The following is a 20,796-nucleotide window of genomic DNA, read 5'->3' on the forward strand; positions in this document are numbered from 1 at the left end:
GCGTTCATACCGGACCGTCCAGGTAGTCGAGGTTGGGGCAGCCCGCCGCGGTCGTCGCGGTGGCTCGGATGGTGTTGGCTCCCGCGCGGAGCGGGACGGTGACGACGGCGGTGTGCCAGGTGTTCCAGCTGCCGGTGCCGCCGAAGGCCGTGCCGGCCGGGACCGCGGCGCCGTTGACGGTGATGTCCATCGGGCGGTCGGCCGTGGTGCCGTTGGCGTAGCTCAGGGTGATGTCCGCGGTGCCCGCCTGCGCGGCGTTCACCGTCCACTGGACGTAGGCGCCGGCCGCGTTCGCGGAGTTCACGAACCCGGTCCCGCTGTAGCCGGTGTGGTCGGTGTCGACCGTGCCACCCGCGGAGTACGAGCCGTCCTCCGCCTCGTACCGCGCGGCGGACGGCGGCGCGCAACCGGCGGTCGAGCCGGTGGCGTTGACGCGCAGCGCCCCGCCGGTGGTGTTGGCGCTGTTGGCGACGCAGTAGCCGGTGACACCCTGGAAGCCGAGGTCGTACGGGCTGTTGGTGCCGCGCTGGGCGGTGAAGTGGTCGAACTTCACCGTGCTGCCGGTGTTGGCCAGGACGGCGGGCCGGCCGTCGTTGGCGGCGAAGCGCACCGAGCTGTCGGTGAAGGTGATGTTGTTGGCGTTGTGCAGGTACCAGCCGTAGGCGGGGCGGGTGCCGATGCTGTTCGGGTTGTAGTCGGTGGGGTTGTTGGACGGGACGGTGACCGCCGTGGTGCCGCTGCCGCCCGGGACGGTGATGTTGACGTTCCGGAACATCACACCGTCGATGTGGTTGCCGCCGGACTCGCCCCACAGGGTCGGGCTGAACGCGGGCGAGGCGCCGGTCGCGGTGATGTTGTCGTAGGTGATGTCACTGATGTGACCGACGCCCGGGCTGTTGCCGCAGCGTTTTCTCGTGCCGATCTTCTGCATGATGGGTGAGCGCACACCGGTCATGGTGATGTCGCGGTAGTGGACGTCGGAGATGTCGGCGCCGTCCATGGAGACCATGCCGAGGCCCGACTTGTCGGCGCCGGTGATCGTGATCGCCTGGAACTGGTAGTCGGTGAAGTCCCCGCAGGTCTCGGAGCCGAACATCAGGGCGTTGCAGCAGCGCGCCGACAGATGTGAGTCATGCACGACGACATGGCCGTTGGGGAGTTTCGCGCCGAGCGCGTAGTCGCTCTTGAAGACGAGCGCGTCGTCGTTGGCGGCGATGTCGGCATGCGTGATGACGGCGTTGGTGGTGCTGATGATGTTCCAGCCGTCCCGGTCGCTCGCGGTGTCGATCGTCAGACGGTCCGAGGTCACGTTGGAACAGCCGTTGATGAGCGCGGCGAAGTGGCCGCCGCGCCGCAGGGTGATCCCGCTGAGCGTCAGGCCGTTGCAGCGCGTCAGCGAGATGATCTTGTCCGCCTCGCCGGCCTTCGGGTTGCCGGTGATGAGGTTGCCGCCGCCGTCGATCGTCCCGGATCCGGTGAACCCGATGTTGGTGAGCCGGTCGCCCCAGATCATGGCGTCGTGGAAGTGGCTGTGCCCGTAGTCCTGGTACGCGTCGTACGGGTTGGACTCCGCCGCGTCGTAGGTGTCGGCGCTGGAACCGGTGAGCGTGGCGCCCGAGTCCAGCTGGAGGGTCACATTGCTCTTCAGGCGGATCGAGTTGGCGGACTTGTAACTGCCGGACGGGAAGCGGACGGTGCCTCCGCCGGCGGCATTGGCGGCGGTGATCGCCTTGTTGACGGCGGCCGTGTCGTTCGTCGAGCCGTTGCCCGTCGCACCGTAGTCCCGGACGTTGAACTCGGCGGCCGCCCGGGCCGCCGCGCCGGGTGCGGAACCGGGTGCGGAGCCGGCCGTGCTTCCCATGGCGGGTGCCTGCGCCAGTCCGAGAATGACGAACAGGGCGAGTCCCACGAGAACTGCGATTCGCTTCATCACGTCACTCCCCGGCCTTCGGCGAGCTGCTGCCGGTGGTCCCCCGGAGCTGCTCGTTCATGATCAGGAAGGCGCCGAGGCCGTGGAAGTCGTTCGTGGCCCGGGTGCGCCCGATGTAGTAGGCGTAGGTGCCGACGTTGGTCCCGATGGAGATGTCGGAGAGGTTGGTCCGGCCGTCGGTGCCGAGCGCGACCTTGGCCAGCACACCCTGGTAGCCGCGCTGCGCCACCGCCGCGTAGTGCGGGTCGATGTAGCCCTGCTCCGCCGCGCGCGACAGGGTGAAGGTGAACATGCTGGAGCAGGACGTCTCGGTCCAGTCGTCCGAGTGGGTGCCCTTGTCGGCGACCTGGAACCAGCGCCCGGTGGCCGGGTCCTGGTAGTGCTCGATACCGGCCGCCAGGTTGCGCAGGATGGCCAGCAGCCGGTCCCGGCGCGGTTGGTTCGCCGGGATGTTGTCGAGGACGTCGATGGCCGCCATGCCGTACCAGCCGACCGCCCGGCACCAGTACTCCGGGGCCAGTCCGGTGGACGGGTTCGCCCAGCTCGCGGTCCTCGACTCGTCGTAGGCGTGCTTGAGCAGGCCGTTCGGCTGCTGGAGATGGGTGCCGTAGACCACCAGCTGCTTGGTCGTCTCGTCGTCGGCGTACGCGGTGTCGTTGAACTCCCGCCCGTACTCGACGAGGAACGGGTTGACCATGAACGTGCCGTCGGCCCAGAGCTGGTGGGCGCGGCTGTCCGAGGTGGAGTGCCAGAAGCCGCCGTCGGAGGTCCTGGGGTACGTGGCCAGCCGATTGCGGATCTTGGTGGCGGCCGTCCCGTACTTCGCCTGGCCGGTCTCGTGGTGCATGATCACCAGCAGCCGGCCGGCGAGCATGCTGTCCAGGTTGTTGAAGCTCTGGCCGATGCCGCCCTTGCTGTCGACGAACCGGTCCACCCAGCTCTTGATGTACGCCAGGTCCTTCGGGTTGTGGGTGCGCTGGTAGACGAGGTACTGGCCGTAGAGGTAGAGGCCTACGGGGTATGACCAGCCGCCGATCTGGCTGGGAGTGAAGCGCGCCATCGTCGAGTCGGTCATCGCGACCGACCAGTCGGTACCGGCGGCGGCGACGCCGGGAGCGGACACCGGAACCGGGGCCGGAACCGTGACCGAGGCTTTCTCGGGTACAGCCGCCGCCGGTGGACCGTTCAGCGCGACAAGCGCGGCGCAGGCCGCGAGCGCGGCCGTCAGAGCACGTAATCCGTTCATGATCCCCTCACCCTGAATCCCCTGCATCGGGGGGCTGATCGGGTAGCAAAGGTTGGACCTTTAAACGGAATCTAGCAGCGCTGAAACATCTGTCAATAACCCTAACAATTATCGTCGAACCAACAACTGGCTGGATCTTTGGCTCTCAGAGTGACCCCTGGGACGAACCAGAGCCTCGATGATTCGGACATGCCAGACATCAGATATCGGATGTATTACCAAGAACCATAAGTCGCCAGAAATGCGGCGTGCAGGGACGATGAGTTCTGCGGCGGCGGATCGTCTACCTCACAGACAGCCGCGCCCGAACCCCGCGCCGGGCAGGCACCGCGAGAACAGCTGGAAGGAACCCCTCATGCTCTCCACCGACTACGTCCCGGGCGCGCCGAACTGGCTCGACCTCGCGAGCCGCGACATTCCGGCGTCCGCCGCGTTCTACAACGCGGTCTTCGGCTGGGACTTCCAGTCCGCCGGCCCCGACGCGGGCGGCTACGGAATGTTCGTCCTCGACGGGAAGACCGTCGCCGGCGTCGGACCGATCATGGTCGAGGGCGTGGAACCGCGCTGGACGCCGTACTTCATGACGCCCGACGCGGACGCCACCGCCAAGACCGTGGAGCAGGCGGGCGGCACCGTGCCGTTCCCGGCGATGGACGTCTTCACGATGGGCCGTATGGCCGTCTTCACCGACCCGGCCGGCGCCGCGTTCAACGTCTGGCAGCCCGCCGACAACAAGGGTCTGGACCTGGTGACCGCCGACAACGCGCTGTGTTGGGTCGAACTCCACACCACCGACGCGGCCGCCGCGAAGACCTTCTACCACCAGGTCCTCGGCTGGGACTTCAACGACGCCCCGATGCCCGGCATGACCTACACGCTCATCCGCCCGGCGGGCACCGACGCCGAGGCGGAGCACGGCGGCCTCATGGAGCTGCCCCCGGGCGGCACCGGGCCCGGCAGCACCCCGAACTGGCACCCGTACTTCGGGACGGCCGACTGCGACGCCACCTTCGCCACGGCCGTCGCGCACGGAGCCACCGCCATCATGCCGCCGGACGACGCGCCCGGGGTCGGCCGGCTGGCCATGCTCCTGGACCCGGCGGGCGCCCAGTTCGCCCTGCTCACCGGGGCGGCGCCGGACGCCGGCTGACCGCACGCACCGACGGCCGTCCCACGGCTCGAAGGCTCACCGGCACCCGCTCCCACGGGGGGAGGGGGTTCCGGTGAGCGGCGCGTTCACGGGCCACTCCGACCCCGTCGGCCGTAGGTCCCGTCAGCCGATCGGCAGGCCAGTGTAGTTCTCGGCGAAGTCGGTGGCGGCGGCCGTGGACCCGGTGATCCGGTCGAGCTGGGCGGTCTGCAGCCGGGTGGCGAACGGCGACTGCCCGGGCTCGTTGTGCAGCGTGGTCGTCAAGAAGTACGAGAAGTGCTCCGCGCGCCACACCCGGCGCAGACACGTCCGGGAGTAGGCGTCGAGCAGCTCCGCCGATCCGGTGTCCCGCAGCTCCGCCAGCGCCCGCGCCAGGACGATGACATCGGCGGCGGCCAGGTTCAGGCCCTTCGCACCCGCCGGGGGCACGATGTGCGCGGCGTCCCCGGCCAGCAGCACCCGCCCGTACCGCATCGGCTCGGTGACCGAACTGCGCATCGGCAGCACGGACTTGGCGGTGATCGGCCCCCGGTCCAGCTTCCAGTCGCCGTCGATCGCGAAACGGGCGTCGAGCTCGTCCCAGATCCGCCCGTCCGGCCAGTCGGCGGGATCCTCGCCGTTGGGCACCTGCAGATACAGCCGGCTCACCAAAGGCGAACGCATGCTGTGCAGCGCGAACCCGCGCGGGGAGTGCGCGTAGATCAGCTCGTCGCACGACGGCGCCACATCGGCCAGGATCCCCAGCCACGAGTACGGGTACACCCGCTCGAAGGTCTGCCGCACGCCTTCGGGGATCGCGTCGCGGGCGACGCCGTGGAAGCCGTCGCAGCCCACCACGTAGTCGCACTCCAGGGTCCGCTCGCGGCCCTCGTGCGTGAACCGTATGACGGGCGTGTCGGTGTCCGCGCCTTCAACGGCGGTGGCCCGCGCCTCGAACAACAGCGGCCCGCCACCGTCCAGTTGCAGGGCTATGAGGTCCTTGACCACCTCGGTCTGGGCGTAGACCATCACCCGGCGCCCGCCGGTGAGGGACGGAAAGTCGATACGGTGCGCCCGTCGGTCGAACCGCAGCTCGACACCGTCATGGACCAGCCCCTGCCGGTCCATCCGCTCCCCCGCCCCGCACGCGCGCAGCGCGTCCACGGTGGCCTGTTCCAGGATTCCCGCGCGCTGCCGCTGCTCGACGTAGGCACGGTCGCGGGACTCCAGGACGACGCTGTCGACGCCCGCCAGATGCAGCAGCCGCGCCAGCAGCAGTCCGGCGGGACCGCCGCCGATGATCCCGACCGTGGTGCGCATCAGCGCTCCAGGACCAGGGCGAGCCCTTGCCCCACCCCGATGCACAGCGCGGCGAGCCCGGTACCGCTGCCCGCGGCCTTCAGCTGGTGCGCGACGGCACCGGCGATACGGGCGCCGGACGCGCCGAGCGGGTGGCCGATGGCGATGGCGCCACCGCGCGGGTTGACGACCGCCGGATCGAGGCCGGGCCACTCCGCGAAACAGCCGAGGGCCTGGGCGGCGAACGCCTCGTTGAGTTCGAAGGTGCGCAGGTCGCCGAAGCCCCGGCCGGCCCGCGTCAGCGCGCGGTTGACGGCTTCCACCGGGCCGAGCCCGAAGTACTGCGGTTCGATGCCGGACACGGCGCTCGCCCGGATGCGGGCCAGCGGTTCACGGCCGGTGGCCGCCAGACCCTCCTCGTCGGTGATCAGCAGGGCGGCGGCGCCGTCGTTCAGCGGCGAGGCGTTGCCCGCAGTGACGGTGCCGCCCTCACGGAAGACCGTCTTGAGCTTGGCCAGCGACTCCACCGAGGTGTTGTCGCGGATCGTCTCGTCCCGTACGAGGGTGGTGCCCTCGACGGCGACGACCTCGTCGTCGTAGAGACCGTCCTTCCAGGCGCGCGCCGCCTTCTCATGGCTCGCGACGGCGAAGGCGTCCTGCTGCTCACGGGTGATGCCGTGCTTGTCGGCGATCAGTTCCGCGCCCTCGCCGAGCGGAATCGTCCACGCCGGTTCATGGCGCCGGTTGACCATGCGCCAGCCGATGGTCGTGGAGTACATCTCCTGATGGCCGGCCGGGAAGGCGCGGTCGGGCTTGGGCAGCACCCAGGGGGCGCGGCTCATCGACTCGACTCCGCCGGCGACGGCGATCGACACGTCCCCGAGGGCGACCGCCCGGTACGCCTGGACCACCGCCTCCAGCCCGGACGCGCACAGCCGGTTGACGGTCACGCCCGGCACCGAGACCGGCAGGCCCGCGAGCAGCACGGCCATCCGCGCGACATCGCGGTTCTCCTCGCCCGCGCCGTTGGCGTTGCCGAAGAAGACATCGCCGATCCTGGCCGGGTCCAGTTCCGGTGTGCGGTCCACCAGGGCCTTGAGGACGTGTGCGGCCAGGTCGTCGGGGCGGACGCCGGACAGCGCGCCACCGTACTTCCCGACGGGGGTGCGGACGGCGTCGACGATGTAGACGTCACGGGTGTTCGGCACGTTCGGCACGCTGGCCATATGGGTCACCGGTCCCTTCCTGCGGCCTTCGGGGCGCGGCGCGGAGAGTTCTTCGCCGGCGTCGGGTGCAGGATACCGAGCCGGGTGATCACGGTGACCGGGGGCCGGGGTGGCACCGGTCGCCCGCGGTGGCACTGATGCCACCGCGGGAGTGGCACCAGCGGGATCGATCTTCGTCCCGGTACGCCGGAACATCGGGAGTGGGACCGCAACACCCTCCAGGAGGAACGCTGTTCAGGTTCGGCATGTCACGGTGGAGGATCTCCGCGGTGTCGGGCGCGGTGGTGGCGCACCGGCAGCTGCGCGGCTCGCGCCTGGTGACGGTCACCGGCGGCGGTGACCACGGCCAGTATCTGAACGGCAACGCGTGCGTCGACGGCATGTCACCGGCTACCTGCTCACCGGAGCCGCTCCGGCCCACGACACCAGCTGCGCGGCGAACCCGCTGCCGGTGCCGGACCCGGCGAGAACGGGCCCCTACGCACTCAGCTGAGTGGCCGCAGCACCTCGGCGACCTGCTGGATCCCGGTCCTGTGGGTTTTGACGCGGTCCACCAGATCGCCGAGGGCGACCGTGTCCGGCAGCGTCTTCCAGCCCGCCGCGGCGCAGTACGAACGGGTCATGGCCATGGCGTAGAACTCGTTCATCGGCGATTCCAGCGGCGGGCACACGGTCAGGGTGTGCAGCAGCGCGGCGGCCCGCCAGGCCGTGTCGTGGCCGGGGCTGTCGGGCGCCATGACGAGGTCGGACGCATGACGCGCTATGGCGGCCTCGATACCCGAAGGGTCCCAGACCGTGGGGTCGGACGGCAGGTGATGGGCCAGGACGTTCCAGGCCCAGGTCAGGTCGATCTTCACGACTTGGGGCCGAACCTCTCCTGGACGTACGCCCAGTTCTCCTCGTTGTTGAAGTCCGCCGCCGCGGCCAGGAACCGGTCACGGTTCTCGTCCAGCTCGCGCCTGGCGGCCTCGGTGATCAGAGCGGTGACCGTGGTGCCCTGCTCAGCGGCGCGGACCTTGAGTCGCTCGAGGAATTCCTCGTCAAGGCGGATCGTCACATGCTTCGACATTGCACCAGCGTACAGCGATAGTGCTGTACGCGGCGAGAGGATCGTCACGCGCGACGCGGCGAGGCCAGCAGGAAGCGCCCGCCCGCGCCGTCCGGATGCTCGGTGACCTGCCAGCCGGCGCGCTCCAGCGCGGCCGCGCAGGCGGCCGTTCCGACCGCGGCGGGCTCGGCGCCGCCGCCGGTCCACTCCACGCTCACGGCCTCGGGCTGTTGCGCGGGGCCGACCCGATATCCGCCCTCGCCTGCCACCGCCGGGGAGCAGCCGGCCGCCTCCAGCGCCAGGGCGGCGCCCGAGACGAGGTGGGCGCGTTCCCACGGGCAGGGCTGGTCGGTGATCCCTCGGTTGGTGACGCGGCGCAGCTCCAGGAGCCCTTCCCAGGCGACGGCGACCTCCCGGGCCCGGCGCGGATCGTCGGCCGTCGCCGGCTCGTCGCCGGTGCGCGCGGCGAAGGTCTCCACCTCGGGCGGCGGGTCGGCGGTGGGCTCGGGCGGGGGCGTGAGCAGTTCGGTGCGCAGCGCGAGTCCGGCCGGGGTCAGATAGCAGCGGTGGGGCGCGCGTGAGTGCTTCACGGCGAGCCCCTGGCCGCAGAGCGCGTCGAGCAGCGCCTGCGAGCCGCGGAGCAGCCCGGTGTTCGGGTCGGCGGCGGTGATCAGGCGGCGCTGGGCCACGGTCGGCTGCTTGGTCATGTCCACCCCCGTCCGGTGTCGGTCGTGCGGCGGGGCGTGGTCTGCCGCCCCCTGTGGGACGACAGTACCGACCGGTCGGCCGGGAGCCTGTCCCGGCCGACTGTCCGAGGGGCGGAGCACACTGGAGTCATGTGCCGAAGCATCAAGACTCTCCGACCCCCGATGACCCCCGACGTCGATGACGACGACATCAGGGCGGCGGCGTTGCAGTACGTCCGCAAGGTCTCCGGATTCCGCGCCCCGGCCGCCCACAACCGCGAGGTCTTCGACCACGCGGTGGACGCGGTGGCCGAGGCGACCCGGCAGCTCCTCGCCGAGCTGACCGTGCGCGGCGCCCCGACGACGTAAACCCGTCCGCCGCCGGCCACATTGCGGACAGCACCTGACCGCGATGCCTCCTAACGTCAGACCCACAGGTTCCGACGAAGGGTCGTGCGATGAGCTACGTCACCAGCAATCCACCGGACGGTACGCCGACGTGGATCGATCTCGTCGTCCCCGACCGCGAGCGCGCGATGGAGTTCTACCGGGCGCTGTTCGGCTGGGAGTACGCCGTGGGGTCGGCGGAGAGCGGTCACTGCACGATGTGTCTGCTGCGCGGAAAGCCGGTCGCGGCGCTCCTGCAGGACCCGGAGCGGGAACCGGCCGGGGCGTCCCCGCGCTGGACCATGTACATCGCCACCGACGACTGCGACGCGACGGCCAAGCGCGTGACCGAGGCGGGCGGCACCCTGATCACGGCCCCTGGCGATGTCATGGACCAGGGCCGCATGGCTCTTGCCGAGGACCCGGTCGGCTCGCGGTTCGGTCTCTGGCAGGGCCGGGCGCACGTCGGCTGCGAGATCGTGAACGAGCCCGGGTCCCTGGTCCGCAACGACCTGGTCACCCCGGATCCCGGCCCGGCCCGCGCCTTCTACACAGCGGTGTTCGGCTACACGCTCGACGCCAACAAGGATCTCCCGGACTTCGACTTCACCTTCCTGCGCCGTCCGGACGGCTACGAGATCGGCGGCATCTTCGGCCTGCCGGACGCTCCGTCGTCCGCCTGGGCCACCACCTTCGAGGTCGACGGCACCGACGCCGCGGTGGAGCGGGCCACGGCGGCCGGCGGCACGGCCGGTGTCCCCGAGGACATGACCTACGGCAGGATCGCGACCGTCACCGATCCGTTCGGCACGGAGTTCTCCGTCATCACCAGAGGGTGAATCCGCCGCCCGTCCGCGGTACGGGCGGACGGACGGCGGACAGCGGAGCACCGGCGGGCAGGACGTCAGCCGATGGTGAGCCCGTGCCCGAAGGGGAAGAGCGGGTCGCCGGAGTCGTTGGGCATGTCCTCGTGGCCCGCTTCGACCTGGGCCATGGACCGGGGCAGTTCGAAGGGCAGCCGCCCCTCGGGCGCGGCCCTGCCGAAGAGCACGTCCAGCACCGCGGCGTCGGAGGCCCCGAAGGTACCCACCAGGGCCGCCGCCTGCTCGGCGATGCCCGGGATCACCGCCGGCCGGTCGAGGAAGATGTCGACGACCGTGGGCACCGCTGAGACGACATCGAGGATCGGACGGAGTTCGTCCTCGGTGAAGTCCAGCCGGCCGGCGCGGAAGAAGGATTCGAAGCCTTCGGTGCGCCGGTCGAACGGGGTGGCGATCCGCAGCACCGCGACGTCCGCCTCCTGCGGCGTGGCGACCACGGTGCCGTAGCGCGCGGCGACCTCGGGGTCGACGCCCTCGGTGTACAGCCGCAGTCCGGCGGCAAGGGGCAGCAGCGGCGCGGCGGATGCGGCCGGGCGGTCGGTCAGGACGGTGACCGAGCGGCTCTGCGCCGCGGTGCCCGCGTCGCTGAACTCCTGGCTGCCGCAGATCCGGGCGGCCTCGTCGGGATCCACGAACGGATCGTCGAACAGGCCCAGGACGAACTTCTCCCGCAGCAGCCGGCCCACCGACTCGTCGATGCGCTCCTCACTGATCCTGCCGCCGCGCACCAGCTCGACCACGAGTTCGGGGCAGGCCTCGCCGCCGAGCTGGTCGGCGCCGGCGTCCAGGATGCGCTCGACGCGGGTCAGCCGGTCCAGGTGCTCCGCGCCCCAGGCCCGGGCGGGGAAGGGCGCGCCGAAGATCTCGGAGTCGGTGACCAGCCCCCAGTCGGTGCAGACGATGCCGTCGAAGCCGTAGGTGCCGCGCAACAGCCCGGTGATGACGCCCTTGTTGAAGCCGAAGCCGATCTCCTCGTACTCGGTGCCGACGGGCATCGCGTAGTACGGCATGATCTGCGAGGTCCCCGCCTCGAACGCGGCCTCGAAGGGGATCAGGTGGTGCTTGAAGTTGTCACCGGGGTAGACCTGCTCACGGCCGTAGGCGAAGTGCGCGTCCTCGCCGTTGAGCTGGGGCCCGGCGCCGGGGAAGTGCTTGGTCATCGCCGCGACGCTGGTGGTGCCGAGGGTCTCGCCCTGCAGCCCGCGGATGTAGGCGGCGACCATGCGGGCGGCCAGGCCCGCGTCGGATCCGAAGGTGCCGACGACGCGCGCCCAGCGCGGTTCGGTCGCCAGGTCGGCCATGGGGTGCAGGGCGAGCCGGATGCCGACGGCGAGGTACTCACGGCGGACGATGTCCCCGTGCTGCCGCACGAGTTCCTCGTCACCGATGGCGGCCAGGCCCGGCGGCTCCGGCCACAGCGAGAAGCCTTCGGTGTGCACGCTGGCGGCCGGGTTGTCCATGAACCCGTTGCGCGGGTCGGTGGAGATCGTCACCGGGATACCGAGCCGGGTGGTCGCGGCGAGCGCCTGCAGGCGGTTGTTCCACTCGGCCATCCGGCGCGGGGCGGCGGCGCCGAACAGGTTGAAGTGGTTCATCAGCTTGCCGGTCACCATGCGGGAGGTGGAGGCGCGCATCGGGTCGTCGTCTGCGGCGCCGATCTCGGGCTCGACGAGGGTGCCGTCGGCGTTGATCCCGACCATCGTCTGGAAGAGCAGACCCGCCTTCTCCTCCAGGGTCATGCGCCCGACGAGGTCGGCCGCCCGTTCGCCGGCCGGCAGCCGGGGGTCCTCGTACGGCTCCATGACGCCGTTGCCGTTCAGGTCCCGGAAGGGTGTGCCGTCGGGTGCCCGGAGCAGGGGTGCGCGGGTCGGTGGGCGGGTCGTCGGGTGCTGGGACACAGGGGTTCGTTCCGTTCTGTCGGCTCTGTGGGCTCACCGCCGCGCACGGGCGCCGCCACCGTGAAAGAGGTCGGTCGGGTCGGCGGTGGTGCGCAGTGGTTTCGGCCCGCGCTGGGCGGTGGTGCGGTGCGAGGGCCACCGGCACCGGCACTTCCCCTCCGGAGTGCCGGGGCCGGTGTCCTCGTCCGGCCGCTGAGGTCAGGTCAGCGGCCGGTCCTGACGAAGCGTTCGAGCCGCCCGGCCTCGCGGCCCTCGAACGTCCGGTCAGGAGTGATGGGGGTGACGGTGACGTTCCCCTGCTGCAGCAGCCGGTAGTCGGCGTCGCGCTTGGTCTCGGGACGGCACTTGGGGTTGTCGGCGGCGCAGAGGGCGCCGCCCACGGTGAACGTGTCGCCGTTCGCGGCGGTCTGTGCGTAGCTGGGCCGGATCAGTTTCTGGCTGCCCACCGACGACCGGACGGTGCTCCGGGGCTGCTGCCCTTCGGCGAGGTACGGGTAGTTGACGTTGACGACGAAGTCGGTGGTCAGCAGCCCGCGATGGCGGAGGGAGCCGATGAAGGCGGCACCGAAGTCGGCTGTCTGCCGGTAGGTGCGGTCGGCGACCTCCAGGGAGGTGGTGACCGTCGGGTCGTAGGAGCTGTTGAGGGCGACGGCGGGCGTGCCCTCCTCGATCGCGGCGAGAGCCGCGCTGACCGTGCCGGAATCGTTCACCACCGAGGCGACGTTGGGCCCGAAGTTGCTGCCCGTGACCACGAGGTCGGGGGCTGTCGTCCAGCCCGCCTTGGCGGCGAGGCCGCCGTTCAGCGCGAGCCGGACGGTGTCGACCGGGGTGGCGCTGACGCTCGCGGCGTCGCAGGCGGTGGCGCCCTTGCACACTCCGAAGACGACGCCGGCGGCGGGCGCACCAGCGCAGTCCTGGCCGTAGCCGGCGGGCAGGACCGTACGCCGCTGCACGGTGAGCGAGCCGCTGCCGGCCGCGCCCGTACCGGCGCCGCTCTGGTTGGCCCAGGGCGCCATGACGACGACGTCGGCTCCGGCGGAGCACAGCGCGCGCCGCACCTCGTAGAGGCCCTTGCCGTCGGAGGCGTTGGGGCGGGCCATCTGCATGGAGTCGTCGTTGCTCATCAGGATCCGCATCCCGGCGAGCGGCTCGCTGTCATGGAGGTTGCCGGTTCCGGCGTTCGCGCTGCCGCTCAGCGGCAGGACGAGCGTTCCGGCGGCGAGCAGCGTCGTGACGGTGCCGCGGTGGTCACGGATTCTCATCGCACACCCCGCACGCGCAGCACGAGGACGGCTCCCGCGAGGGAGACGGCGGCGGCCACCGGGAACAGCGCCTCGTACCCGGCGGCGCTGACGATCCAGCCGGCGACGGTCGGGGCGAGGATCTGCGGGCCCGCGTTGGCGATGTTGATCAGACCCATGTCCTTGCCCGCGTCCGCGGTGGCCGGCAGGACCTTGGTGATCAGAGCCATGTCGACGGCCATGTAGACGCCGAAGGCGACTCCGCCCGCGACGTTGTAGGCGACCATGCCGCCCTCGGTCGGCGAGATCATCGGAAGGGTCAGCGCCAGCGCCGCCCCGATGCCGGAGGCCAGGACGAACGGCTTCATCCTGCCGACGCGGTCGACGAGCGGGCCGATCAGGATCACGGCGGCGATCGTGCAGACCGCGTTGACGATCATCAGGAACCCGACGGTCGGGAGCAGGTCCTGCGGTGGGATCTTGATGTAGTCGGCCAGCAGATACATGTTGTAGGTCAGGACGACGAAGTAGCCGAGCATGACCCCCAGCCGGGACAGGAAGGCCCAGATGAAGTCGGGGTGTGCCTTCGGGTTGACCCAGAAGTTGGACAGGAACGCCCGCAGGTCGAACTTCTGCCGCGGCAGGTCCCGGGCGGACGTGTCGGGCGACACGACGGTGAAGATCAGCGCGGCCACGACGACACAGGCCGCGATCAGGTAGTAGCCCTTCTCCCCCGCGAACCGGCCGCCGAAGCCGCCGATGACACCGTCAAGTCCGAACTTGCTGCCCGGCACACCACCGATGACCAGCGCCGCAACGATGGTGCCGAGCGGCACACCGAGTCCGACGAGGGCGGAGAACGTGCCGTACTTGGACTGCGGGACCCGGTCCGGCATACAGGCGGTGAGCGCCGCCTGGTAGCCGTTCATGATGAACTGCACGACGCCCCAGCTCAGTCCGAGCATGGCGATCGAGTTCGCGTGCGCCTGGCCGATCAGTGCCAGCGCGCCCATCCCGGCGCACAGCAGGATCCACGGGGCGCGGCGGCCGAAGCGCGATCGGGTGCGGTCCGAGAGCTGGCCGAATATCGGGTTGCCGACGGTCGCCAGGATGGCGCCCGTGGTGCTCGCCGTGGACAGCGCCCCCGTGTCGTTCGTGCCGGTGATCTGCGCGACCTGGATCGGCAGCAGAAAGCTGCCCACGCCCAGCCACAGCAGGTACAGGGCGATGTTCGCGAGCGGGAGCGTGACGTACAGCGGGCCCAGGCGGTAGCGGTTGACGGGGCGCATGACCTCGTCCGGACCTCCGGGCGCGAGGACCGAAGACCCTTCTTCGGGAAGCAGTGTGCTCATCGGTGGACCCTTCAACGGAAGAGACGGCGGAACGGGGGCAGAGCGAGGGGAACGCGCGCCAGTAGTCGAACCGACCGGCTCCGGAGGCCGCGGCGGGGCGTTGTCGGTGAGCGTAGATGACACGTGTCAGCAATGTAAGAGGTCGGTTCACGAAGCAATGGATCCGTGATGCACGACTGTGTGTTCAAGAAGTGAACACATCATTGCGACAGCGCCCGTTCCCGGCCCTGCTGTCCCCGGTCCTGTCCGGGTCCCTTCCAGGGTTCGGGCTACCCGATCGGAGCCGCATCCACCGGCGGCGCGGCGGCCAGCCGCCGCAGGGTCCGGCCGCAGTGTCGGGCGTAGAGGCGCTGGCAGAGCGGTACGAGCGGCCCGGCCAGGCGGGTGTACCAGCGGCCCGGGCGGCTGAACGCGGTGACGGTGAACCGTACGGAGTCGTCGGGCAGGAGCTCCACGACGAAGGACTCCTCACCGCACTCCGGATGCCCGGTCAGCGTTCCGTAGGCGAAGCCGATCCGCTGGGCCTCGTCAGCGGTCCACACCACGCGGCAGGGGGCGGCGATCCGGAACGGCCCGACGCCGATCGCGCATTCCACCGCGATCCCGGGCTCCGCGCGCGGCGCTCCGGCCCGGATCCGGACACCGGCCGCGCGGTGCATCTGCCAGGTGGTGACGGCGGCGCCCGCCCTCTCGAAGACCTCCCGGCCCCGTCCGATCACGACTTCGTGGTGCAGGTGGTGGTATCCGTCGGGCAGTTCCCCGTGCCGGGTGGCGCCGAACTCGGGATAGCTCGGGACCGGATCCCGGCGGGGACCGGCGTTCGCGACGGGCTTCCGCCCGGGGTTCGGCGTCATGCGGGGGTACCCGCCGCCAGGACGCCCTTCTCGGCACCGTTGCGGACCGGTTCCGGCCCTTCGCCCGGCTCCGGTCGTCCGCCAGGTTCCAGTCGTCCATCGGGTTCCAGCCGTACGTCCGGCTGAGCGGCCGTCCGCTCGACCGGCCGTTCAACTCGCTGTTCATCCCGCCGTTCGTATGGCTGTTCATCCGACTGCCGCAGTCGGCGCCAGGCGAGCACCGAGCACAGCGCGAAGCCGAGGGCGTTGCCGAGGCCGTGGGTCGCCGCCATCCAGGCCGGCGTGGGGTGCGGAATGCCGGTGGCCTCCCCCAGGGCCCAGCTCAGGGCGAGCAGCATCGTCGCCAGGAGAACGGCCGCCGATGTGCCGAGCAGACCGCGGGTGAGCCGGTCGGGGGCGCCGGTGCGGATCTCGCGCCAGGTGACCAGGCCCACCAGCCACATTCCGGCGGTGAGGACGACGGCTCCGGCGAGCTCGGCCCAGTCGTCGATGAAGTAGCCGGCCAGGACGAGCAGCGTTCCCACCGGCACGCTCAACGCGGCGAGCCGGCCCGCGACCCGGCCTGGGGTGGCGCGGCAGACCAGCCCGGCCATCAGCGCGGCGGCGAAGCCGGCGAAGTGGAAGTGCGGCACCGTGAGCTCGAGGATCTTCAGATCGAAGCCGAGGAGCCGGTGGCCCGACCGCTCGGCGACCAGCGCCAGTCCCGCCACCGACGGGGTGACGAGCGCGGTCAGGACCGCGATCTCGCGGGGCGCGAGCGACCGGGTGCGGGCCAGCCGCAACGGAGCGGTGGCGGCGAGGACCACGGTGGCGGCGGCGTAGACGGCGGCGAGCCCGGTCGCCGGACCGCCGCGCGGCAGCCACAGCGCCACGCTCCCCGGCACGGCGCCGACCAGCCAGAACACACGGACCGCGGCGATACCCGGCCCGTGGATCAGCGTGAGTCCGCACGGGACCACGACGAGCATGCCCAGCATGACGATCAGGTTCACCAGAGCCGTCACGGCGCCCCACCCCTACGTTGAACGCGTTCAATTCTCCCGTACGACGCCGACTGTACGCCGAGAACTGAACGCGTTCAACATGACATGGACGACGCAGCCGAACACCGCTCCGACGGCGTACCAGAACAGGTCGGGCGCGTTGAAGGTGGACCCGAGGACCAAGCGCACGAGTGTGCTGCGCGCGGACAGTTCGCCGGGTACCGGGCTGAGCTGAGCGAACTCGACGGCCCAGCTGACGCCGAGGGCGACCGCGGCCGCCACCAGGGGCTTCACCCGAGGCGCGGCGAGGACGACCAGCGCGTGGAGCAGCACGGTGTACAGCGCGTCCCCGGCGTACTTGCCGACCGCTTCCGTCGCACCTGTGGCGCCCGCCCTGACGCCCAGCGCCACCGCGACCGTCAGCACGGCGGCACCGACGGCGAACAGCCGTGTCGACAATGGTCCGCCGCGCCTCAAGGAGTCGTTCATGCCGGAGACCCTATGCGGCGCGGAGGCGACGGGCGCCGGACGGCCGCCCCGCGGGCCGGCGCCCGACCGGGTCGGCGCCGGACCGGATCCCCCAGGGTCGCCCCGAGTCGGAGTTGGCCAGTTGGGCGGCGATGAGTGACTTCGGGTGGTCCCGGCCGCGTTCGAGGTCGGAGGACGTGGTGGCCGGCGCGACGTGCGTCTGGCCCATCCAGGGGAACGGCGCGCGGGTGCACGTGCAGCGGTACGGCGACGAGGAGGGGCCTGGAGCAGGACTCGCACGGACGGCCGTCCGGCGACCGGTAGGCGGCCGGCCCGCGGGTCAGGCTGCGCACCTCGCCCGGCGACTACATCTTCGTGCCGCCCTTCGTCCCGCACCGCGAGGAGAACCCGAGCGACGACGAGGAGGCCGTCGTCGTGATCGCGCGCAGCACCCAGGAGGCGGTCGTCGTCAACCTCCCGGGGCTGTACGTCCTGGGCGACCCCGGCACCGAAGCGCCTTGAGCCGCGGCGCGCCCCGGCCGCCGGATCAGACCGGGAGCATCTGCTGGGGCAGGAACTTCGCCTCGGTGAGGTACTTGCGGGCACCGAGGATCGCCGAGGACATCGGATCGGCCGCCGGGATGACGGGCATGCCGACCACTTCGGCGAGCAGTTCGCGCAGGCCGCCCATGAGCGAGCCGCCGCCGGTCAGCACCAGCCCCTGCCGGGCGATGTCGTCGGCGACGCTGGCCGGGCTCTGTTCGAGTACCGCGCCGACCGTCTCGGCGATCATCCGCACGTAGGGCGCGACGACCTCGGTCAGCTCGGCCATGGTCACCTGCACCGTACGGGGCCGGCCGGTGTCGCCGTCGAGGCCGGTCACCGACAGCGCGGCCGGGCCCGGTGCGCCGGGCGTACCGCTCAGGCCGGTCTTGATGTCCTGCGCCCGGCGGACGCCCAGTGCCAGCCCGTGCCGGCTCTCCAGGTGGGCGGCGATCACCTCGTCGAAGGTGTCCCCGGCCGCGGCGGTGGACGAGGACGCGACCATGCTGCCGAAGGCGAACCCGGCCACGTCGGTGGTGCCCGCTCCGACATCGACGACCATGCACCCGTCGCCGTCCCACACCGGCAGCCCGGCGCCGAGCGCGGCGGCCATCGGCTTGGGCAGCATCCGCACCTGGCGGGCGCCGGCCGCGTGCAGCGCGTCCTGCAGGGCCCGGCGCTCCACCGAAGTGGCCAGGACCGGGACGGTGACCATCACCCGGGGCGGCGCCCACGCCGTCCACTGCCGTCTGCGTCCCAGCACGTGCCACAGCAGCCGTGACGCCGCCTCGAACTCGGTGATCGCCCCGTGGCGCAGCGGGGAGGTGGCGACGATGCCGGGCGGGGTGCGGCCGAGCATCTTCCGGGCGTCCTCGCCGATCGCCAGCACCTTGTTGGTCCCGGTGCGCACGGCCACCACCGAGGCGCCCTCGCTCACCGGGCCGTTCCGGCTGTGCACCCGGGTGGTCGCCGTTCCCAGGTCCACCACGAGGTCGAGGGCGCTGGACGCCCCGTGCGGGACGGGCGAGTCGGTCTGCTGCCGGCTGGTGAAGACGTTCAGCAGCTGAGGGAGCGTCATGGTGACTCCTCGGAGGGATACCTGGGCCGGGCCTGACCTGTCGTCATGAAGGCATGCCCGCCTTCACGCGCGCGGTGGTGCCCCCTGCGCGTTGTCCCTCGAAAGAGTGAATTCCCTCGCCCCGGCGGCCGACGGGTGTGCCGGGGCGGCCCGGCGCCGGGTACCGGCGGTCCCGCCGGCGTCAGATGCTGACGCCGTGTGCCCGCAGGTAGGTGAGGGGGTTGATGTCCGAGCCGTACTCGGGCCCGGTGCGGATCTCGAAGTGCAGATGCGGTCCGGTGGCGTTGCCGGTGGAGCCGGAACGCCCGATCTGCTGACCGCGGTTGACGGGCTGCCCGGACCGCACGGACAGTTGCGACAGATGCCCGTACTGGCTGTACCTGCCGTCGGTGTGGCGGATGACGACCTGGTAGCCGTACGCGCCGCCCCAGCCCGCGGAGACGACCGTCCCGTTGCCGACGGCCTTCACCGAGGTGCCCGTGGAGACCGGGAAGTCGACGCCGGTGTGGTAACCGCTCGACCAGCTGGCGCCGGACGCGTGGTACGGGGTGCTCGGGCTGACCCCGCTGACCGGTGCCATGAAGGTCGATCCGGACTGCGCCGGCTTCTGGGCCGGTTTCTGCGCCGGCTTGTGGGTCGCCGCCGGCTTGGCGGGGGCCTTGGCGGGCGCCGCCTTCTCGTGCTGCTGCGGCTTCACGGCGGGCGCCTGGGTCCTGGCCACGGGACGCTCGGTACCGGTGAGGCTGAGATGCTGGCCGGGGAAGATCAGGTCCGGATCGCCGCCGACGATCTGCCGGTTGGCCGAGTACAGCTGGGGCCAACCGCCCTTGGTGTGATGGTCCGCCGCGATACCGGACAGCGTGTCGCCGCTGACGACGACATACGCGTCGGCCGTGGTCCTGCCGGGTGTCGAGGGCGAGGAGGGCTTGGCGGCCGGTGCCGACTTGGCGGGCGCGGCCTTCGTGGAGACCTTCACCGGCGTCTTCACGGGAGTGGTCTTCTTCGGGTGCGCCGGAGCCTGTTGCGGGGCCGCGCTGTCGCGGGTGAGCCCGGCCCGGGGGCCGCACACCGGCCATGCTCCCGGTCCCTGGCCGCGCAGTACCTTCTCCGCGACGGCGATCTGCTCGGACTTCGACGCGAGGTCGGCGCGGGAGGCGTACGCGGTGCCGCCGTAGGCCTTCCAGGTGCTCGACGCGAACTGCAGCCCGCCGTAGTACCCGTTACCGGTGTTGATGTTCCAGTCCCCGGTGCTCTCGCACTGAGCGACCTTGTCCCAGGTGCTGAGCGGCGCTGCCGCCGCGCCGCTGACGCTGATCAGCGGCAGGGCGAGACCCGCTCCACCGGCGGTGACGGTCAGGGAGGCCTGCGAGACCCGGCTGGGCCGGTAGCGGCGGTGACGACCACGTAAGGGCATAGACCTCGTCCTCTTCCACGACCGGGGGCCGGACTGGCGCCCCACAGGGTAGACGCAACGATTTGACCACCACAAGGGGCGCACGTGGAGCGGCTGTTGGGGCGGGCCGCACCGGATGGCTTCCGGTGCGGCCCGCCCCGCCGGCGATCAGTTGGCGATGTTGTAGCTGTCGCCGTAGACCTTCCAGCTCAGCGGCGGGTTGAGGTCGAAGTTGCCCTTCTGGAGGAAGACGCGCTGCTCGGTGTCGACACGGCTGGTGTCGCTGTGCGCCTCCTCGGTCTTCATCGCGGCCTTGCGGGCGTCGAGGAAGGCATTGAGGTACGTTGTCTCGTTTCCGCCCTGGGCGGGGGTCTTGGCCTTCTTCATGGCGGTCTTGCGGATTCCGCCGAAGCTGGTGCTGTCGGTGCCCGGTCCGTGCATCACGATCGCGTCGTAGTAGGCGAACTGGCCGAGCGCGCGCAGGCCGTCGCTCTTGGCCTGGTTGACGGCCGGGTTGAAGTAGACCCGGTCGCGCTCGTCGTTCTGCGCGGTCTGGAACGCGGCGTCCTTGGCGGCGGTCTTCCAGGCGCTCTCGAACGCGGAGCCGAGGCCCGAGTGCGATTCGGTGCCGTTGACCTTGCGCAGCGCGGGGAGGTACTTGGCAAGGGCGTTGCCGGGCTTGCGGTCCGTGTACAGCTGGACGAGGTCCAGCATGTCGCCGGTGCCCGAACAGAAGCCGATGATGCCGGCGGTGTAGCCGCGGCCGTCACCGATGTCCTCGATGTACTTGTACTGCGACTTCCAGTCCAGCGAGGAGTTCTCTGCGCTGGAGACCAGCTGCATCGCGATGTCCTTCTTGTGGGCGTCGTCGAGACCGACGCCCGCCGCAGCCTTGACACCGGCGCTGTGCGCGGCCACCGGCGTCGCGGCGTTGCCGTTGGCCGCGATCACCAGGGGGGTGGCGCCTGCTGCCAGCAGTCCGGTAGCTATGAGAAGGGTCAGGCGCTTACGGGATCGTCCTGCGCGGTGGTCGTTCACGTGCTCTCCGCTTCCGGCCGGGGGGCGGCCACTTCGGGGCTCAGGAGGTTGCTCACGCCTTAGTTAGGAAACTTTCCTAACCGGGCGGGTGTATTCAAGCACCGCAACGAAGGAAC

20 protein-coding genes and 2 pseudogenes are annotated in these 20,796 nt (G+C 71.0%); 5 read left to right on the forward strand and 17 right to left on the reverse strand.

The annotated features are described in order from the left end of the window. Nucleotides 1–4: 4 nt before the first annotated feature. The gene (locus G3I60_RS06725; RefSeq protein ID WP_164297237.1) at nt 5–1,930 is read right to left on the reverse strand and encodes a glycosyl hydrolase family 28 protein; all 1,926 of its coding nucleotides are present in this window, start codon (nt 1,928–1,930) and stop codon (nt 5–7) included. Nucleotides 1,931–1,934: 4 nt separating this feature from the next. Next, entirely contained in the window at nt 1,935–3,176 is a 1,242-nt protein-coding gene (locus G3I60_RS06730; RefSeq protein ID WP_164297235.1) for a glycoside hydrolase family 105 protein, read from the reverse strand. Nucleotides 3,177–3,531: 355 nt separating this feature from the next. Between G3I60_RS06730 and G3I60_RS06735 the strand changes: the two genes are divergently transcribed. After that, on the forward strand, nt 3,532–4,326 hold the full coding sequence (locus tag G3I60_RS06735; protein ID WP_164297233.1) for a VOC family protein: 795 nt from the start codon (nt 3,532–3,534) through the stop codon (nt 4,324–4,326). A gap of 123 nt (nt 4,327–4,449) precedes the next feature. Here the strand turns inward: G3I60_RS06735 and G3I60_RS06740 are convergent, their stop codons facing one another. Both G3I60_RS06740 and G3I60_RS06745 read right to left on the reverse strand, forming a co-directional pair. Beyond that, on the reverse strand, nt 4,450–5,625 hold the full coding sequence (locus G3I60_RS06740) for a 4-hydroxybenzoate 3-monooxygenase (protein ID WP_138355236.1): 1,176 nt from the start codon (nt 5,623–5,625) through the stop codon (nt 4,450–4,452). Further along, nucleotides 5,625–6,830, reverse strand: a complete 1,206-nt coding sequence (locus G3I60_RS06745; RefSeq protein WP_164297277.1) for a thiolase family protein — start codon at nt 6,828–6,830, stop codon at nt 5,625–5,627. Before G3I60_RS06745 ends, G3I60_RS06740 begins: the two co-directional genes overlap by 1 nt. 367 nt (nt 6,831–7,197) lie before the next feature. On the opposite strand from G3I60_RS06745, the gene G3I60_RS46720 reads away from it, so the two are divergent. Beyond that, nucleotides 7,198–7,323 carry a hypothetical protein gene (locus G3I60_RS46720; RefSeq protein ID WP_343241793.1) on the forward strand — a complete coding sequence of 42 codons (126 nt, stop codon included), beginning with the start codon at nt 7,198–7,200 and terminating at the stop codon, nt 7,321–7,323. Here the strand turns inward: G3I60_RS46720 and G3I60_RS06750 are convergent. Genes G3I60_RS06750 through G3I60_RS06760 form a run of 3 tightly spaced genes read right to left on the reverse strand, consistent with a single transcriptional unit; the run spans nt 7,316 to nt 8,585 of the window. Continuing rightward, nucleotides 7,316–7,687 carry a hypothetical protein gene (locus G3I60_RS06750; protein ID WP_138355235.1) on the reverse strand — a complete coding sequence of 124 codons (372 nt, stop codon included), beginning with the start codon at nt 7,685–7,687 and terminating at the stop codon, nt 7,316–7,318. The genes G3I60_RS46720 and G3I60_RS06750 overlap by 8 nt on opposite strands. Beyond that, entirely contained in the window at nt 7,684–7,899 is a 216-nt protein-coding gene (locus G3I60_RS06755; protein ID WP_138355234.1) for a ribbon-helix-helix protein, CopG family, read from the reverse strand. Before G3I60_RS06755 ends, G3I60_RS06750 begins: the two co-directional genes overlap by 4 nt. Before the next feature lie 44 nt (nt 7,900–7,943). Beyond that, nucleotides 7,944–8,585 (reverse strand): hypothetical protein, encoded by a 642-nt coding sequence (locus G3I60_RS06760; protein WP_164297231.1) that lies wholly within the window; start codon nt 8,583–8,585, stop codon nt 7,944–7,946. A gap of 129 nt (nt 8,586–8,714) precedes the next feature. Between G3I60_RS06760 and G3I60_RS06765 the strand changes: the two genes are divergently transcribed. Both G3I60_RS06765 and G3I60_RS06770 read left to right on the forward strand, forming a co-directional pair. Continuing rightward, nucleotides 8,715–8,933, forward strand: a complete 219-nt coding sequence (locus tag G3I60_RS06765) for a DUF2277 domain-containing protein (RefSeq protein ID WP_138355232.1) — start codon at nt 8,715–8,717, stop codon at nt 8,931–8,933. A gap of 89 nt (nt 8,934–9,022) precedes the next feature. Then, nucleotides 9,023–9,790: a VOC family protein gene (locus G3I60_RS06770; protein WP_164297229.1), complete on the forward strand. Its 768-nt coding sequence runs from the start codon at nt 9,023–9,025 to the stop codon at nt 9,788–9,790. A gap of 65 nt (nt 9,791–9,855) precedes the next feature. On the opposite strand, the gene G3I60_RS06775 is transcribed toward G3I60_RS06770, so the two are convergent. From G3I60_RS06775 to G3I60_RS06805, 7 genes and pseudogenes are all read right to left on the reverse strand, one after another. Further along, nucleotides 9,856–11,730, reverse strand: a complete 1,875-nt coding sequence (locus tag G3I60_RS06775) for a glycoside hydrolase family 3 N-terminal domain-containing protein (RefSeq protein WP_343241792.1) — start codon at nt 11,728–11,730, stop codon at nt 9,856–9,858. A gap of 203 nt (nt 11,731–11,933) precedes the next feature. Next, entirely contained in the window at nt 11,934–12,992 is a 1,059-nt protein-coding gene (locus G3I60_RS06780; RefSeq protein ID WP_164297227.1) for a 5'/3'-nucleotidase SurE, read from the reverse strand. Beyond that, nucleotides 12,989–14,323, reverse strand: coding sequence for an MFS transporter (locus G3I60_RS06785; RefSeq protein ID WP_164297226.1), 1,335 nt, complete (start codon nt 14,321–14,323; stop codon nt 12,989–12,991). The genes G3I60_RS06780 and G3I60_RS06785 overlap by 4 nt, the downstream gene beginning before the upstream one ends. A 269-nt stretch (nt 14,324–14,592) precedes the next feature. Next, on the reverse strand, nt 14,593–15,177 hold the full coding sequence (locus tag G3I60_RS06790; protein WP_138355228.1) for a DUF1990 family protein: 585 nt from the start codon (nt 15,175–15,177) through the stop codon (nt 14,593–14,595). A 197-nt stretch (nt 15,178–15,374) separates the two neighbouring features. Beyond that, nucleotides 15,375–16,181: pseudogene (locus tag G3I60_RS06795) on the reverse strand (YndJ family protein); the annotation flags it as partial. A gap of 27 nt (nt 16,182–16,208) precedes the next feature. Continuing rightward, entirely contained in the window at nt 16,209–16,649 is a 441-nt protein-coding gene (locus tag G3I60_RS06800) for a DUF2809 domain-containing protein (RefSeq protein ID WP_164297222.1), read from the reverse strand. Nucleotides 16,650–16,659: 10 nt separating this feature from the next. After that, a complete protein-coding gene (locus tag G3I60_RS06805) occupies nt 16,660–16,857 on the reverse strand; it encodes a hypothetical protein (protein ID WP_164297220.1) in 198 nt (65 codons plus the stop codon). A 110-nt stretch (nt 16,858–16,967) separates the two neighbouring features. Between G3I60_RS06805 and G3I60_RS06810 the strand changes: the two are divergent. Continuing rightward, nucleotides 16,968–17,150: pseudogene (locus G3I60_RS06810) on the forward strand (cupin); the annotation flags it as partial. A 25-nt stretch (nt 17,151–17,175) separates the two neighbouring features. On the opposite strand, the gene G3I60_RS06815 reads toward G3I60_RS06810, so the two are convergent. The 3 genes from G3I60_RS06815 to G3I60_RS06825 form a co-directional block, all read right to left on the reverse strand. Beyond that, nucleotides 17,176–18,249: a rod shape-determining protein gene (locus G3I60_RS06815; RefSeq protein WP_164297218.1), complete on the reverse strand. Its 1,074-nt coding sequence runs from the start codon at nt 18,247–18,249 to the stop codon at nt 17,176–17,178. 181 nt (nt 18,250–18,430) lie between these two features. Next, complete coding sequence (locus G3I60_RS06820) at nt 18,431–19,663, reverse strand: transglycosylase family protein (protein ID WP_164297217.1); 1,233 nt, start codon at nt 19,661–19,663, stop codon at nt 18,431–18,433. Between the two features lie 147 nt (nt 19,664–19,810). Continuing rightward, nucleotides 19,811–20,590 carry a chitosanase gene (locus G3I60_RS06825; RefSeq protein WP_244809906.1) on the reverse strand — a complete coding sequence of 260 codons (780 nt, stop codon included), beginning with the start codon at nt 20,588–20,590 and terminating at the stop codon, nt 19,811–19,813. Between the last annotated feature and the right edge of the window lie 206 nt (nt 20,591–20,796).

It is taken from the genome of Streptomyces sp. SID13666 (genome assembly GCF_010548325.1).
In the GTDB taxonomy this organism is placed as follows: domain Bacteria; phylum Actinomycetota; class Actinomycetes; order Streptomycetales; family Streptomycetaceae; genus Actinacidiphila; species Actinacidiphila fildesensis.